Raw genomic sequence first — 15982 nt, 5'->3', positions numbered from 1 at the left:
CTGATCGAGTTAGCTTAGAAGCTGTAGTTTACACCAACACGCATGCTCCAGAGCGAGGTTCCACCCACTCGCGACTCTTCCGCATTGTTGTCGATATCTGACTGCGTGACACCGGGGCGATTGGGCTGTCGGAAGATACCCCACTCGTCATTGATCAGGTTCGTCAGATTGTCTACAACCACAAACAGACTGCCACGATGCTCTGGGCTAAATCCAGGCAGCTCTTGAGTGATACGCATATCAACTTTACTAAACGACGATCCTGTCTCACCGTTACGCTCGCCACCGATAGGCAGTACGTTTGGTTCAAAATCCAGGAACGGCTGGAAGCCGTACGCGCCGATAGTGCCAGCTGCTCCGTCCAACGTCAGGCTGTAAGGTAGACCAGAGTTGTACTGACCAAACAGTGAGATGCGAGTCTCGTAGCCGTTGAAGAAGTCTGCTGTGTAATTAAGGACCGTGGTGAAACGGTGCTCAACCTGCCAGTCAGATGTTCCCAGCGTTTCTGCCTGGGGGTCCTCAAAGGCGCGGAAGATGTAGTTTGAGAAAGCTACAGATGAGCCCATGGGGTTAACATCTTCTGCCTGGGTGTAGGCATAACCTAAACGTAGATCAAAGCCATTGTCCCAGCTCTTGAAACCACTGAAGGACAGTGACTCAGACTCGTTGCCGTTGCTGGAATTGGTCAGCTCAAATGCTGCCTCACGAACACTCTCGTAGATGGGGTAGCCCAAGTCGTTAGTACCGACTCGCTCAAGGTCCGCTCGCTTATAGATAGCAGTATCTTCGCCACGGCTGATCTGCAGATCTGCAGTCAGTACCCACTCCATAGGTCCGTACCAGGTCAAGCCTGCGGTGTATTTCCACTCGCTTGGGATATCAAAATCCGGATCAAGATAGATGATCTCGAAGTTGCTACCGTCGCCTGACCCCACAACGTCTGCGATATTCTGCGGTACACAGTAGCCGGGGCCAGAAGGTACGCCGTCTTCACAGTTCACGTAATTCTGCGAGAAAAGGTCAACGTCATCGATACGAGCCTGAACAGCTGTGGTTGACGTATTGCTGTAGGTGTTAGACAACCAAACGTTGGGGTTACCACCAGAGAACAAGCCAACACCGGCACGCAGAGTTAAGTCCTCAGAGAAGTCGTAAGTCGCGCCAAAGCGCGGCTGAATCAAATCACGTCCATCGAGAGTCTGATCATTGCCAAAGCCATAGCTGTCGGCAAAATCTTGATTCAGGTTAGGTGCATCGTCAGTTTCATAACGATCGTAGCGAAGACCAAAAGTCATACGCAGCTTGTCGTTAACCTGCCACTCGTCCTGCAAATACAGGTAATTGATGGCGTAGCTGAATGACTCGGCGATATCATCCTGATTGTTTGAGATGGCGTTACCGTAATAGACGCGATCAGCCAATCCATTGCGGAAGTTCTCTATGCCGTCGAAGCGAATCTCTGTATCGACGTGCTGGTAGAACAGGTTGAAGATGTCGTATTCCTCACGCTCGAAACCACCGGTAATCGTGTGAGCACCCAACTGATAACGGCCACGGAAAACCAACTGGTCGATGGTGTAGTTCAACTCGTTTGCGTGACGGCTGTCGTCTCCGCCGAAATACACATCTACATCATCGAGTTCGACTCGGATTTCACCGAAGTCATTGCCCGCACGAGGGGCCTGCAAGAAATCCACGTCGGTGCGTGCAATACGAACCTCGGTAGAAAAGTTGTCTGTCCAGTCCGAGTACAGGCTAGCGATAATGGATTCAAGCTCTGCACCGCGATTGTAGAAGTGATCCGCGAATTCAAACTCGTTAAGGTCGCCGTCAGACTCCGTTACGTTAAAGGAGTCGTTGTACATATAAGTCAGTGCAACACGCTGCGTATCAGTGGCGTACCAGTCCAACTTGGCAATGTACTTCTCATCTTCGAAATCGGTGACCCCTGGAGTGCTACTACCTGGAGAGTATTGATAAACATCGTTGGCAATCTGACGAATCTCGTCAAGCTCCGCCTGGCTGACCTGCACTTCGTTAATCGCCCCAGAGCCGATGGCTCCACGATTGTTAAAGTCGACGCCCTCGTACTTCTCGTAGGCGCCATAGAAGAACAGCTTATCTTTGATGATCGCGCCGCCGGCTTCGAAACCGTAGCGGGTCTCATCGTAATCAGGAACCTCTACGCTTTCACCTTCCAGAGAATCGCCTTGGAGAGCATCGCTGGTGTAGTCCATGAACAGCGAACCGAAAAGCTCATTGCCTCCAGACTTGGTCACAGCGTTGATGTTACAAGCGGAAAATCCGCCGTACACAACGCTCATAGGCGCCATTTCTACTGCGACGCTAGATACGGCATCGAAGGGAAAGGGCATACGCTGAGTAGGGTAGCCATTGGAGTTCAGACCAAAGCCATCGTTCAAGCGGATGCCGTCAAGCGTCAGGCTGTTAAAGCGCGGGTTTGCACCGTTACACTGGATCGCGTCGGCTGAGCCGGACTGATCGATGTAAATGCGTGGATCCTGACCAATAACATCATTGATGTTTCGGTTGATTGCCGGAGAGTCCTGTAGGTCCGACGCGCTGAACACAGCGGTGGGCCCAATAGCTGTTTCGGCTACTGATATCGCTCGACCCATTACCACAACTTCCTCTAGAGAGCTGCTGAGTCGGTAGTTCATCTGCACGGACTCGCCTACAGTAAGTGGCAGACGCTCGGTTCGCGCAGTTCCTTCACCCGAGGCATTTACGGATACGCTGTAGTCAACACCGGCAGGAAGCTGACGAATAAAGTAGCTACCAGAGCCATCCGTTGTCGCTCTCTTGGTGACACCTGTCGCCAGGCTCTTGATTTCAATTTCGGCACCCGCAATCGGCTGACCGTCAGAACCGGTTACGACGCCTCGAACGGCGGCACTGGTTTCTTGAGCATAGGACGGCATGGACAGCGCAACGCCACCTATAACCGACGCACTAGCGATCGCACGAACGAGCGCTTTACGAGCAAACATTTGAGACATGGTTTTCTTCACAGGAATAGCCCCCCTCAGAGCATTTGAAGACGCGAGAATGCTAGAAACTCTATGTTACAGAAATGTTACAAATTACCGCCAGAACGGTATTCGGTAATAAGACCCAAGTACCGCAAAAAGTTGCGTTTACGATTGACAAGTTCACAATCGGAACCGGGTCAAACCCTCTATTTCGAGAGGATATTAACTAAGCCGCGTAAAGGTCTGATATGGCAATAAAAGCTACTGTCTTCAAAATCAAGCTGAACGTCGCCGACCTTGGCCGTCACGTCTATGAGGACTTTTCTCTGTCGGTCGCCCGCCATCCTTCGGAGACAGACACGCGGATGATGTTGCGCGTCGCCGCTTTCGCCATGCACGCCCACAAGGACCTACAATTTGGCCGGGGCATCAGCACCGACGACGAGCCAGACCTTTGGCTAAAAGATCTGACTGATTCCATAGAGCTTTGGATTGAGCTGGGCACACCAGACCCCGACAGGCTGCGTAAAGCCAGTGGCCGCTCCCGGGAAGTGGTGCTTTACGCTTATGGCGAACGTGCCCTAAAAGTGTGGTGGCAGAAACACGAGAGCGCCCTCGCCCGCTTCGAGAACCTTTCAGTCTACAGCGTGAATGACGATGAGTTGGCGGCGCTCGGCGCACTAACGTCTCCTAACCTGGCATTGCAGTGCACGATTTCGGAAGAGGAGCTACTGTTTAGCTGCGAGGGCCATTCTGTGCAGTTGAAACCCGTTGCGCTGCGACGTAAGGGCGAATAGCTGCTACCTGTTGTGGGAGCGTAGCTTGGAAAAGTGGTGCCGATGATAGGATTTGAACCTACGACCTGCGCATTACGAATGCGTTGCTCTACCGAGCTGAGCTACATCGGCCTTGTGTTGCCGGCGCGCATTCTATAGCCCCTTTGCCGAGGGTCAAGTATGGGATTGAGCTACCATTGCAAAGACGTCCAAGAGACCGGCACTCCGCGACGATCTGACAACAATAGGACGTAAGCCGTAACGTTCTTCGTTACACTCCCATCCCCTCAATTTTGAAGCCCTGGCGCTTCTCGGAGCATCGCCATGACTGACTGGAAGTCTCTTCTTTTACTGTCTAGCTGTATGGCTATCAGTACCGTCACACAGGCCCAGGTGGTGCCCCCAGCCGCAGTGCTGGAATTACAGTCCCGCATCGATCATCTGGATACTCTTGCACGCGAGCCCATGATTGTGCAGCACCCAGACGGCGCTCTGTTTGTATCGGGATATCCCTCACAAGTATCCGGGAAAGACTGGACTGTGCCGCCACTGCTTTGGCGCAGTGATGATGACGGTAATAACTGGGAACGCGGCGATGTGGGTCCTAAAGAGAGCGGCGCTCAGGGAAATTCGGACGTAGACCTGAGCGTTGGACCCGAGGGGACTCTTTATATGGCCTCTATGGGGTTTAATAGAGAGACACGAGCAGGAACCCACATTGCCATGGGTTCAAGCATTGACACTGGTGAGACCTGGAATTGGCAATTTCTGTCGCAAAACAGATTGGATGATAGGCCCTGGGTTGCTGTGGGAGAGAACGGCACAGCACACGCGATTTGGAACGGCAGTGCCGGGGTGAGCTACGCCCAAAGCATCGATCAAGGAGCTGCATGGAATGCTCCTACAGCAATAGCGCCTCGTGGTGGCTCAAGTCACTTAGCGGTAGGTACAAATGGCAGACTCGCAGTTCGAGTCTCACCTATCGGCGCCTCGGCGAACACCTTCGACCTCGAGTCAGACTACCTATTGGTCAGCACCGACGATGGGGCCACGTGGACCAAGCAGGAGCCGCCCGGGCGCATTGAGTGGGACCCAACATTCGCAGATCCCACAGCCGTACCCCGATGGGTTGAACCACTGGCCTGGACGGCTGACGGTTCTCTACATCATGTCTGGAGCGAAGGTTCCATTGTTAAGCATGGGGTTTCGAAGGACTTGGGCGAAACCTGGAAAATCAGTGCCATCTCGACCAGCTACGGTATCGCTTTTTACCCATTCCTCACCAGTGACGGCGAGGACAAGCTTGCAGCCACATGGTTTGTGAAGGACGCTCAGGGGCTCTCGGCGCGGCTCGCCCAACTGAATTACAGTCCCCACACTGCTGCCGTCGAGGCTCACGAGGCCGCTCCCTTCGTCCCTGATGCATGGGAAGAAACCGTTGCGTACAAGTCTTTATCTCCCGCCGGCGAATACATACCGGTCAGTTTTTTGGCGAATGGAGATCTCGCTGTAGTTTCGCCCGTACAAAATATTCATGATGACCGCTGGGGCTTCACCTTCTGGCGGTTCTCTTTGGTATCAGAATAGTCTTTCAGTGACGACTAACAGGACATCCGGTTTTGACGCAGCACGAATACGTATTTGTCGCCATCTCAATCATTCTGGGGCTCGCGATCACCCGACTGCTGGGTCATATGGGCGGTCTCATAAGAGCCCACAAACGCATAAAGTTTCACTGGGCTACCGTGCTTTGGGCTGTGTCCATCATGCTGTTGACGCTCCAGATGTGGTGGGTTGGCTGGGCTCTTCGCGACTTGGCAGAGTGGACCATCGTTGATTTCCTTTTCCTTGTTGCGGGCACTATTTTTATTTATGGAGCAGCGGAGCTCGCACTCCCAGTAGAGGACTATGATCTAGCGAACGATCTCGAGCTGAACTTCCTAGACCACAGCCAAACACTGGGCCGAGTATCAGCCGCATTTATGGTCGGTTACTTTGCGGTGGGGCCCTACTTCAACATTCGTCTACTGAATAACGCCCCGCTACCTTCAATACTGCTTGCGGGCCTGGGCGCTCTGCTGGCGGTGGGCATTGTTTTTAAACCCAGATGGTTCAAAGTGTTCTCTGTGTTAATCGCCGGCTATGCCCTAGCTGTTCTCCTGCTCACGGCATGAGCCAAACACCGTACGCAATCAACAACTACTAACGCAGTCACTCATCAACGCAGCGCCGGGCGATGCTTGGCAGCGCTAAACCGGACACTAACGAGGAAAAAAATGGCCTACGAACTCACTGGAAAGGTCAAACTGATCCAAGAGCCAAAGACTTTTGAGAGCGGTTTTACGAAACGCGAGATGGTCGTCACTGTCGAGGATGGCAAGTACCCGCAGGAAATCAACCTCGAGTTCGTGCAGGATAAAGTGGCGCTACTGGACTCGATCTCAGAGGGCATGGAAGTGACCGTAAGCTTTGATATCCGCGGCCGGGAGTACAACGGCCGTTACTTCAACAACCTCCAGGGCTGGAAGATCGTAATCCCGGAAAACAATGCAGCGGCGCCAGCAGCAGATGAATACTTCGCGACAGCCAGTGCACCAGGACCTGAATTCGAGGATGACGACATCCCTTTTTAGTTAGAAGTTTTAGGCGTCCGTGACCGTTACGCCTATCTCGTCACCAAAGGACCTTTTGCTGTCTACCTAAGCACATTTATGCTGCAGTGGCTTCTAACTCGAGCGACATAAACACGCTGTTGGGGTCTATTGTGTATTCTGCAAAGGGTTCGCAATAGGAAAAGCCAAAGCTCTCGTAGAGACGCCTCGCCGGGTCGAAGAATGCCATGGACCCCGTCTCTAAACTTAGGCGCGCAAAACCTTCCTGTTTCGCATACGCAATCAGATGGGTCAGCATCTTGCGAGCGACACCCTGACCTCGGAACTCGTTCGAGACTCTCATGGATTTGACCTCTCCATGGGTGGTGTCTAAGCGCTTGAGTGCTGCACATCCCACGAGGGACTGCCCCTGCCAAACCGACCAAAATGTCACCGCAGTGTCTTTTAGCTCATCAAGATTCAGCGCATGAGTACTCTCCGGCGGCGAGACCGACAACATGTCTCGCATGTGCTCCTCCAGGAACTCCGCGATTCTTGGATCCGAGAGATCGTCGACCTTAATATTCACTGCTACCCCTAGGCCCCTTCAGATGAAGAGTAAAGCTGCATAAACTCTCCGTTTTGTGCGTCGTTCAATCGATCTACTAAAGCATCGCCCAGTGCGGTTGCCGGAGTTAAGACCCCCGCAACATCAGGAGAAGTCTGCTCATCAAGCAGCAAACACAAAGCCAGCTCGCCCAGCATTTTCGAAGTTGCTCCGTAACCCGGATCACCCTTGCCAGCGACAACGGCTTTCGCTAGCCGGCCATCAGAAGCTTCGGCAGTAACTTCAACAGAAAAAGCGCCCTGCTTTAGCAGCCACTGAGGCGGGCCTTCTCCTGATTTGGGTACGAAGTTGATTGGCTGCCCCAAAGGCACTCCAAAGCCACGGCTAATGTACAACCAGCTGATGCGTGACCACATACCAGGAGAGCAGCATTCTCGATAGCTCACGTGACCATCCAGACCCTGTAATGCAAGAGAGCGCCGCACGACGGGTGCGTTTATCTTGGCCATAAAAAACGGTAAAAGAACACCGTAACCGGCCTCGACTTTATGAAGGAAACCGGCGGGCATACCGTCCTGAGTCAGTTCCTCATCAGGCCGACTCTGGGCACCAGGAGCCAAGATGCAGGGATCGTCCATCGCCTCCTTGCTAAGCCGGCCACTTCGGAGAGCCGCCTGCCTCGCTTTTCCTGACGCGATAGTGCCTCCGGAGAAAGACCCGCTGTACTCTGTGTACTTTCCCGTAATCTTTGCTTCCGGCTCCTCGTCAGCGTCAAAAGCCAAAGCTTGCAGCGCCAGGTGTGCACCCAGATCGCTAGGTATGGAATCGACACCGCCTCCAAGCACGATTTTAGCGCCACTGCTTATCGCTTCATCGTGAAACGCATCGATCATCTCGCGCTGCCAAAACCCCTCGCCCGACAGGTCAGAGTAGTGAACACCCGCCCTAGCGCAAGCGCCCAACAGGCTCTCTCCATTGTGTGTCGAGTAAGGACCGGCTGTGGTTATCACTACACGAGCAGACCTCACCATAGCGTCCACGGCAGCAACGTCGTCAAGATCGCAAACGACCCGCTGAAGGCCTTGGCTACTCAAAGACTCTTGTAAGGCGCTCAATTTTTTGTCGTTACGTCCCGCAATAGCCCAAGAACGACCCTCTAACTCGGGATGCTTATCCAGATACTCCGCTATGAGCTTGCCCGTGAAGCCCGTCGCCCCATAAAGCAGAAGATCGAATTGTTTCTCGTCAGACATGGGTTTTTCCAACAGTTAAAAAGCAAAAAGAAGCTTACGCCCTCTCGCTAGATTTAGTTCATTGCGCTGCAAGATGTAAGCACACCCCTTGCCTGCGCGACGATTATGACCTGTAATCGCCCTCCATCTCTTTAATGAATCACCATAAATGAACATAGAGCGAAATAAAGTGGCCATCTTTCATTACACCCTCCGCAATTCGGAGGGAGACGAACTGGAGACGTCTCGTGGAGGAACCCCCAATGCCTACCTGCACGGCGCCAACAATATCTTACCCGGGCTTGAAAAAAGCATGGCGGGCAGGACATCCGGCGACGTCTTCAGCGTAAGCCTTGACGCTGCCGATGCCTACGGAGAGCGCGACCCCAAGCGTCAACAGCGAATCCCGGTGAAGCACCTGATGTTCAAAGGAAAACTACGTCCGGGCGCGCTGGTTCAAGTCAATACAGAAAACGGCCAGCGTCCTGCAACCGTCATAAAAGCAGGTAAGTTCAGCGCCGATCTTGATACAAATCACCCTTTAGCGGGCCAGGATCTAGTGTTCGATATTGAAATCATGGAAGTTCGAGATGCTAGCGATGAAGAGATAGCACATCGGCACGTTCATGGCCTCGGCGGACATCAACACTAAAAGGATGCTTAAAATTCGCTGCGGTAGCTGCCCTACCGGAGAACCATCAGCTTATCGACATTACTCACTCTCAACGCGCACATGAACAGACTGATTCTGAAACATCAGCGGCCCAAAGCTAGACAAGAATGACACTTCTGCGGCGTCTAAACCCACGCCGATGCGCGCAATCTGGTTTGACGCCGCCATGCCGGTGGCGTCTACCAGATGCCAGGTGTGATCAAGGTACACCTCTGCAACGGCATGAAAGTCTTGCGGTGTGACGTAGGGAGCGTAGGCGCTCACGAATCGCGCAGGTATTGATGAGGCCCGAGCCAGCGCAATGAGCACGTGGGCAAAGTCCCGGCACACACCCTGACGGTGCACAAAGGTGTCTACTGCCGTTGTCTGGCTATTACTGCTTTCCGACGAGTAGCGGAAGCGCTCAAAAATCCAGTCTCGCAAACGAGCGATGCGCTCCCCTCCAATACTGTCACCGAACTCAGCTTCAACGAAGCTCTGCAACTCATCCGATTGACAGTAACGCGAGGGCATCAGATATCGTAAGGCGTCGCTCGGCAACTTGTGCGGCGCAACAGCTGAGAGCTGTGCTACATCTAAAAGTGGCCGATCAACTTCAACGCGGGCGCTATAGCTACACTCAAAATCCGTCTCAATATGCAGAAGCTTTCGCTCGCCGAACCGTTCTTCGCCGAGTACGGACCCGCTGTGAAGCGAGTCACTCAGCAGCAGCTCTTCGCTGAGTATCCGCTGATCCGCAAAGCTCGGCACAGTGATTTGCAGAATGATGTCCGTTTCCGCCTGAACTGCGTAGTGCAAGTGGGCATCAATCTGAAGTATCAAGTACCGGCATCCTTGTAGCTAGAGGTATTCTTCATGGAGTATGGCTTGAATCAGTGCTTACAGCTAATACTGATTTGCACGCACAATAGCGTCAGACTATGGCGTAACCCCAAGGGAAGTAGCTATGACGACAAAAAACACGATTAACTATATTGAGTTTCACGCACGAGACCTGGAAGCGACAAAGCAATTTTTTGGCAGTGTCTTTGGCTGGACCTTTGAAGACTTCGGGCCCGACTACTCTTCATTCTCGAATCAAGGCGTGGACGGAGGCTTTTTTAGATCAGAGCACGCGTCCTGCTCTGACACAGGCGCTGCGCTAATCGTCCTGTATACGGACGAGATCGAAAATTTAGAACGCCAAATTGTGAGCGCGGGAGGCACTATCACCAAACCAATATTTTCATTCCCCGGCGGCCGGCGTTTCCACTTCACCGAGCCAAGCGGTAACGAACTCGCCGTATGGACCGAACCTGCCGAAGACTAGAAAAGACTAAAACAAGGTGGGAGATCCGTACTTCTCAGTAAGTGCTGCCCGCACCGCTGCCTTCTCGGCGGGCACATCTACGGATGCACAGCTCCCGCCATTCCACTGCTCGTAGGCGTCATAGGCAGCGTCTCCCACGGTAGTCACCAACTCCCAGACGAGCATGCAATTCTCCGTGGAACTCAGCGGTGAGGGAGTTGCTGCAACCTCGTCAAGAAGACCATCGAGTCCGGGACTGTCCTGAAGCACTTTCACTGTGTCCGCGCCAGCGTCCAGAACCATCACTTTCGGCTCGGCGCTCGTAAACTCCGGCCAAGTTAATTCTTCGACGCTACCCGGAGAACCCGTGCGGGCAAACTGCCCCCAAGCATTCATCATAATTTGAGTCATGGCGTCGGCAGAGTCCGTCTCCGGGTACATATATTCGCCTACGGATCCATACATAGGCGCACCCATTACAAACGCGATTTCACTGGCATGAGCGGCGCCCAGCACTTGTGAGAACGGTACAAACCAATTATCCGCCTGCTCGTCCCAGTCAAATCGATAGGCATAGAGGTCGCTATATCCAGCATGCTCGAGATTGCTGAGTGCCTGATCCACAGATCGCACCTTCCAACCACGACCTCGCTGCTTTACCCAATAACGGAAAAGCTCAGGTTCGCGGATGCTGACCTTAGGGGGTAGTGCTCCGAACAAAACCTCATCTGCATCCGCAAAGTAACGACTAAGGCCCAGCCACAAAGTCACCTCATCTCTATTTGAACCTGCGATTACAGGAATGTCTTTGGCATACTTTGAATCGGCCAGTGCAGCCATAAGGCCCTCGACCGGGATCACCTCGCCGTCGTTGACGATCAGTGGCTCAGCATGGTCTTTGTAAATGCCAGAGTAAGTACGCAGCAGTTCCTCGGCGGGCAGTTTACGTAAGTCATCGGCGCTCACAGTAGCGTTATCTCTGCCTAACTCCTGCACCACCTGCCACGCGCCCCGACTCACATTGGGGAACTCCATCTCGGCGTTGTAGGCTTCTTCAAGAGAATAACTTTGAGCTGTTGGAGACTGTGCTACCGCTTTATGGAAGAGCCCATCACTGAGAGGGGATGCCAGCATGCTATATACATTTCGGCCCCCTGCACTCTCGCCAAAAATGGTCACATTGTCAGGATCACCACCAAAGGACGCGATGTTTCTTTGCGTCCATTCTAACGCTGCAATGATGTCCAGAGTGCCGAAGTTTCCGCTGACGTCCAGGCCTTGGCCAGAAGACTGCAATGCCGGGTGGGTAAACCAGCCCAAGGGGCCTAAGCGATAGTTGATCGTTACCACCACGACTTCTTCTTGCGCCGCAAGCGCGGAGTAATCGTAGGTACCTTTTTGACCCGAGGTGTTGCCCCCGCCGTGAATCCAGAACATCACGGGATAACTGCGGTTGGCGTAGTCCAAAGGTGCAACGACATCCAGATACAGGCAATCCTCCTGCCCGACAATGCCGCCCTCCTCGGTACCCGATATCTCCCCTGACTCCTGCGGGCAAAGGACATCGCTCTCCGAAGGATAGATACGCTCCTGGCTCATTGCCAAGCGCTTAGGAGCACGCCAACGCAAATCGTCAACAGGAGGCTCCGCATAGGGAATATCTGTCCAGCGCACTACCGGGTGATCACTGTCGACCCCCTGCACCTGCCCGCTCTCTGTAGAGACCAGTGTTCCTGGCAACTCTTGTGCTGGTGGCGCCGAACATCCCAGCAACATCGCGCCATAGAGTGCTAGTAAACAATACTTCATGACTTATTGAGATTTCCTTCAATAGCGTCGAGGAATCCGTACATATCCACGACCGTTTCGTTCTCCGGATCAAGGGTTTTACCCTTGAGATCTCCAGTAATGATTCCCTGGGCTACGGTATCGATCAAAGCAGCTTTTAGAGACTCGGCATAACCTGCAAGCGGTTGATTGCCTTCGCGTCCCGCAAGCTCCTCCAACGCATTGGCCACAGCAAAAATCAGCGCCGAAGAATTGAAGTTTGCGACTTTGCCGTCAGACTCCAGATATTGCAGATACAGGTCGTGCGCGGTGCCATGAGGCGCCTCGTAGAGCAAAGTGCCATCCTTGCTCTTGATAACGGAACTTGCCGTTGCGAGACTCCCGCCCAAAGCGGCCGAGATGTCAGAGAAAATATCACCATCAAGATTTTGCGCCGGATACAGGCCCCATCGCGGTGGATCGCAGATCATCTTGCTCAATTGTCTGGAGGGCCGCATGATCATGAAAGAAGGTGGAGGCGTATCTAATGCAGCCAGCTCCTGTCGGATCTCCAGAATAATTGAGCTATACACCTCGTCGTAGTTAACGAACTCTCGCTTCAAGCCAAAGTAAACTTCCTTCTTGTAGATCGATGCATCGCGAAACACCTGCTTCACCCAATCTTTTATCGCGTCGCGATCATTAGACATGAAGAGAATCGGGTCCTGGGCTTTCACCATGCGGGCGTGTTTTTCCACCCCGTCGACCACGACCTTGATGATTCCATCTTCTGGTGCTGGCGTGTTGTAGCTGCCGTACTGATCTCCGCCACCCGCACTCATCCGAGAAATGGAGACGTTGGCTTTACGCTCAGGCAGGCCATAGTGCTTAAGCTGCTGAACCAGCTTGTAAAGCTTCATGCCACTCACGTTATCAGGCACACCCCACAGCGCACGTTCCGGCGGATTTGAAACAATGCGAGCTGCCTGAGCATCAATCAGCTCGTAGTGATAACTCAAGCCCGCCGCCGCCACCTTCTCTTTATAATCACTTTCGTAAATGGCTTCGATAGCGGCGCGCATCACACCGTCGTAACCCGGTACCACCGTATCCTTTAAGCCCAGATAGATATCGCGCTTTTCATCCAATGCCCGCTGAAAGAACCGATGCGCCCAGGCCTCTACTTCCTCGAGGCTGTTGTTCGCCAGCATCCAGGGGTCACCCTTCTTTAGGGTACGTCGATGCAATTCCACCGGGTCGCCACTGCTTCCCACAAACATGACTTTGGCGACGCCCGTGGCATTCGACAGCTCGCTATAACTAAAGTCCAGCCCACCACTCTCCATGGTATCAACTTCGATATCACGATTTACCCAATCCGGGCGGACGCTCGTAAGGTTTCGAAATTCAATATCTTCTCGAGTGATATTGCCCCCGATACCCTTTCGGATCGCTCCATTGGGGGACTTCGTCGCCAGTTTGTCGAGCTCCGACTCCTTGATCTGCGGATGCTTCTCTAACAAGTCATCGAGTTGGCTACGATTGACCGTCATACCCGCATTCTTAATACCTATTCCGTGCTCTTTTAAAGCGTCGATGGCCTCCAGAACAACCTGACCATTACTGGTAAAGCGCTTTTCAGCAGACAGATCGACCTCAAGGAGCTTGATATCGAGCCGAGAGGTGACAAACTGCTCGAGAAGACGTTCGAAGGCGATCTGCGCCATTTCATCGCCGTGAAGAATGACTAACGGCTTCTCGACCTTTATCTTGGTACTCACGATTTACGCTCCTGATGAGATTGTTCTGCGTCGAGTGTCCACTGACGCGCAGGATTGCAATTCTAAGCTGCGACCCGATCTAACACCACTGGTGTCTAAGGCTTTTTGGACGCCGGGCACTTTGCAAAACACCGGCACGAGCGGTATTTTCCCTGCGCAAAGTGAACATCTCAATCGTGAGTGCTCTACCAGGAGAGAACAATGGCTGGATCACTGCAAGACCAGTTACTTAATGCCGGCCTCAGCGACGCGAAAACCGCAAAGAAGCTGGACAAGGAAAAACGCAAGAAGAAGCGCACGGCACATAAGTCCCGCACCGAGGTGGTGGACGAAGTGAAACTCGCGGCGCAGCAAGCTCGGGAACAGAAAGTTGCGCGGGACCGGGAGCTCAATCAAGCCCTCAACGACGAAGCCCAGCGAAAAGCTATCGAAGCCCAAATCGTGCAGCTAATCACTAAAAACAAGCTCGATCGGCGTGGGGGCGAGATTGGCTTTAACTTCACCGCTGAACAAAAAATCAAGAAGCTCTACGTGTCTGCGCTACAGCAAAAGCTCCTGGCCGCAGGAAAGGTGGCTATCGCACAAATTGCCGATAGCTTTGAACTAATCCCCGCAGAAGTGGCAAACAAGATCGCAGAGCGCGACGCAAAGCGCGTAATCTTTTGCGTTCAGGACACGGGTGAGGAACTCGCTGGCGAGGAAAGCGACTGGTACAAGGAGTACGAAATCCCCGATGATCTTATGTGGTAAAGAGCGTGATGTAGGTGTCATTTAATGCGAGGAGTGATTTATGACCGAACCTGAGGTGATAGAAATGATCAATTCGCACGCCAGCGCTGCGATGAACAGCTTCACCATTTACCTTACTCTGACTTTTGCATTTCTAACTACGATTTATGTTGTAGGTGCAAAACTCTCTAAGACACAGGCCGTCGTAGTTACGTTGCTATATCAAGCATGGGCGATATCTTTCGGCTTGGTTTCAATTACACACTTGCGTGCTTTCGATTCGATCGCCAGAGAGTACCCCGAGTTTATGCGTTCTCAGTTGTTCACCCTGCCTTGGTCGTATTTTTCTTTGGCCATCATAGTTTTTGGGCTGTTGGTGTCGCTCTCTTACGCGATCTCTAACCGAAAAGAATCCTCACTAGCGGCGAAAGTAAACATCGCGGATGGCTGAGCAAAAAACGACATGCCCGAAAGGCTCCTAGAAGAGAGCGAGCCCTATACGCCACCCCGCGAGCGCTAGCCGACCAGCTAACTAGGACGATGAATACCGCAAATTTTGTGGCCGTCGGGATCCAAAAAGTAGCTCAAGTGCATCACGCCCATGGTGCTGTTTCTCGGTCCGGGAGGGTCTTCGACCGAAATCGCACCGTTAGCGACGGCAACGTCGTGAAGTTCTACGACCTGCTCGGGCGAATTACAGAGAAAACCAATGGTAGAACCGTTCGCAGTAGTTACCGCTTCGCCGTTGATCGGCTCGCTGATACCAAAGGTAGTGCCGTCATGTATGTAAAAAAGACGCTTCTGCCCCGTGTCATTGGTGTGCTCGATGGGGTCGCCCGCTCCCAGCACGCCAAGTACCGCATTGTAAAAGGCTTTGGTTTTCTCAATATCGCTGGATCCGATCATCAAGTGGTTCAACATACTGCTCGTTCCTCTTCTGAATTGAATGTTCTTATATACGCCTTACTGCTCGCGCTGGGTCGGGCTCAGTCGGGCTTTTTCGATGAATCAGTGTTTGTCACGCTGAACACCGCACTAGCACGCACAATCCGTCTTTCCTTCACGGAGAAGTACGCGTTGGCATAGGCCATTCGTCGACCTACGTGCTGTACATCGGTATGCACTTCGATCCAGTCGCCTAATTTTGCGGAGCCCGCATAGTCGACATTGAGACTCGCTGTCACCATCGGCACAGAATCTTCTCCCGAGAGCGCGGCACTGTAACCCAAGGCGACATCGGCCACGCTACTAAACACACCACCATGCACCAAACCCCGTGCGTTGCAGTGCTTCTCTTGAGCAAAAAACCCTAAAACAAGTTCTTTTCCACGCCGACTGTTGAACAAAGGCCCGAGCAACTCAAGATATGGGCTTGTGCGAACAAGTGACTCGAATCCGTTCGGTGGCTGAGTCAAACGCGGTTACTCCCCGTACTGTCAAAAAGTGTCACTATGAGCTCGCCCCCCGAGGCCGTTAAATTTCAGCGTAAAATTTCTTCTGCGGCATGATCGCACTTTTTGAAGAATGTCGATAATCCGGGTCAAACCATAAGCACATATCGCCGTGGTGACTAGAGCCTTCAGC

General features: G+C 52.9%; 16 protein-coding genes and 1 tRNA gene. 8 read left to right on the top strand and 9 right to left on the bottom strand.

Annotated elements, in window-relative coordinates:
* Positions 1 to 14: 14 nt before the first annotated feature.
* Entirely contained in the window at positions 15 to 3020 is a 3006-nt protein-coding gene (locus R0137_RS09435; RefSeq protein ID WP_407326170.1) for a TonB-dependent receptor domain-containing protein, read from the bottom strand.
* Positions 3021 to 3241: 221 nt separating this feature from the next.
* On the opposite strand from R0137_RS09435, the gene R0137_RS09430 reads away from it, so the two are divergent.
* Positions 3242 to 3790 carry a YaeQ family protein gene (locus tag R0137_RS09430; RefSeq protein WP_407326169.1) on the top strand — a complete coding sequence of 183 codons (549 nt, stop codon included), beginning with the start codon at positions 3242 to 3244 and terminating at the stop codon, positions 3788 to 3790.
* 34 nt (positions 3791 to 3824) lie between these two features.
* Here R0137_RS09430 and R0137_RS09425 read toward each other — a convergent pair.
* A tRNA-Thr gene (locus R0137_RS09425) sits at positions 3825 to 3901 on the bottom strand.
* A gap of 192 nt (positions 3902 to 4093) precedes the next feature.
* Between R0137_RS09425 and R0137_RS09420 the strand changes: the two genes are divergently transcribed.
* The 3 genes from R0137_RS09420 (at position 4094) to R0137_RS09410 (ending at position 6402) form a co-directional block, all read left to right on the top strand.
* Positions 4094 to 5356 (top strand): sialidase family protein, encoded by a 1263-nt coding sequence (locus tag R0137_RS09420; protein ID WP_407326168.1) that lies wholly within the window; start codon positions 4094 to 4096, stop codon positions 5354 to 5356.
* Positions 5357 to 5388: 32 nt separating this feature from the next.
* A complete protein-coding gene (locus R0137_RS09415) occupies positions 5389 to 5943 on the top strand; it encodes a hypothetical protein (RefSeq protein ID WP_407326167.1) in 555 nt (184 codons plus the stop codon).
* Between the two features lie 102 nt (positions 5944 to 6045).
* Positions 6046 to 6402: a DUF3127 domain-containing protein gene (locus tag R0137_RS09410; RefSeq protein WP_407326166.1), complete on the top strand. Its 357-nt coding sequence runs from the start codon at positions 6046 to 6048 to the stop codon at positions 6400 to 6402.
* 76 nt (positions 6403 to 6478) lie between these two features.
* Here the strand turns inward: R0137_RS09410 and R0137_RS09405 are convergent, their stop codons facing one another.
* A complete protein-coding gene (locus R0137_RS09405; protein ID WP_407326165.1) occupies positions 6479 to 6949 on the bottom strand; it encodes a GNAT family N-acetyltransferase in 471 nt (156 codons plus the stop codon).
* 8 nt (positions 6950 to 6957) lie between these two features.
* A complete protein-coding gene (locus R0137_RS09400; RefSeq protein WP_407326164.1) occupies positions 6958 to 8181 on the bottom strand; it encodes a saccharopine dehydrogenase family protein in 1224 nt (407 codons plus the stop codon).
* 148 nt (positions 8182 to 8329) lie between these two features.
* Here R0137_RS09400 and R0137_RS09395 point away from each other — a divergent pair, with 148 nt between their 5' ends.
* Positions 8330 to 8812 (top strand): peptidylprolyl isomerase, encoded by a 483-nt coding sequence (locus R0137_RS09395; protein ID WP_407326163.1) that lies wholly within the window; start codon positions 8330 to 8332, stop codon positions 8810 to 8812.
* A gap of 60 nt (positions 8813 to 8872) precedes the next feature.
* Here the strand turns inward: R0137_RS09395 and R0137_RS09390 are convergent, their stop codons facing one another.
* The gene (locus R0137_RS09390; protein ID WP_407326162.1) at positions 8873 to 9655 is read right to left on the bottom strand and encodes a transglutaminase family protein; all 783 of its coding nucleotides are present in this window, start codon (positions 9653 to 9655) and stop codon (positions 8873 to 8875) included.
* A gap of 124 nt (positions 9656 to 9779) precedes the next feature.
* Between R0137_RS09390 and R0137_RS09385 the strand changes: the two genes are divergently transcribed.
* Positions 9780 to 10142: a VOC family protein gene (locus R0137_RS09385; protein WP_407326161.1), complete on the top strand. Its 363-nt coding sequence runs from the start codon at positions 9780 to 9782 to the stop codon at positions 10140 to 10142.
* Positions 10143 to 10148: 6 nt separating this feature from the next.
* On the opposite strand, the gene R0137_RS09380 is transcribed toward R0137_RS09385, so the two are convergent.
* Together R0137_RS09380 and R0137_RS09375 are read right to left on the bottom strand one after the other, a co-directional pair.
* The gene (locus R0137_RS09380; RefSeq protein WP_407326160.1) at positions 10149 to 11930 is read right to left on the bottom strand and encodes a carboxylesterase/lipase family protein; all 1782 of its coding nucleotides are present in this window, start codon (positions 11928 to 11930) and stop codon (positions 10149 to 10151) included.
* Positions 11927 to 13669, bottom strand: a complete 1743-nt coding sequence (locus R0137_RS09375) for an isocitrate/isopropylmalate family dehydrogenase (protein WP_407326159.1) — start codon at positions 13667 to 13669, stop codon at positions 11927 to 11929. The genes R0137_RS09380 and R0137_RS09375 overlap by 4 nt, the downstream gene beginning before the upstream one ends.
* A gap of 201 nt (positions 13670 to 13870) precedes the next feature.
* On the opposite strand from R0137_RS09375, the gene R0137_RS09370 reads away from it, so the two are divergent.
* Both R0137_RS09370 and R0137_RS09365 read left to right on the top strand, forming a co-directional pair.
* Positions 13871 to 14419 carry a DUF2058 domain-containing protein gene (locus R0137_RS09370; protein ID WP_407326158.1) on the top strand — a complete coding sequence of 183 codons (549 nt, stop codon included), beginning with the start codon at positions 13871 to 13873 and terminating at the stop codon, positions 14417 to 14419.
* A gap of 40 nt (positions 14420 to 14459) precedes the next feature.
* Positions 14460 to 14849 carry a hypothetical protein gene (locus R0137_RS09365; protein WP_407326157.1) on the top strand — a complete coding sequence of 130 codons (390 nt, stop codon included), beginning with the start codon at positions 14460 to 14462 and terminating at the stop codon, positions 14847 to 14849.
* A gap of 77 nt (positions 14850 to 14926) precedes the next feature.
* On the opposite strand, the gene R0137_RS09360 is transcribed toward R0137_RS09365, so the two are convergent.
* On the bottom strand, positions 14927 to 15319 hold the full coding sequence (locus R0137_RS09360; RefSeq protein WP_407326156.1) for a VOC family protein: 393 nt from the start codon (positions 15317 to 15319) through the stop codon (positions 14927 to 14929).
* Between the two features lie 65 nt (positions 15320 to 15384).
* Positions 15385 to 15813: a PaaI family thioesterase gene (locus R0137_RS09355; RefSeq protein WP_407326155.1), complete on the bottom strand. Its 429-nt coding sequence runs from the start codon at positions 15811 to 15813 to the stop codon at positions 15385 to 15387.
* Positions 15814 to 15982: the final 169 nt, after the last annotated feature.

This window comes from Congregibacter brevis, assembly GCF_045689245.1.
GTDB classification, from domain to species: domain Bacteria; phylum Pseudomonadota; class Gammaproteobacteria; order Pseudomonadales; family Halieaceae; genus Congregibacter; species Congregibacter brevis.
This window is presented reverse-complemented; position numbering and strand designations above follow the sequence as displayed.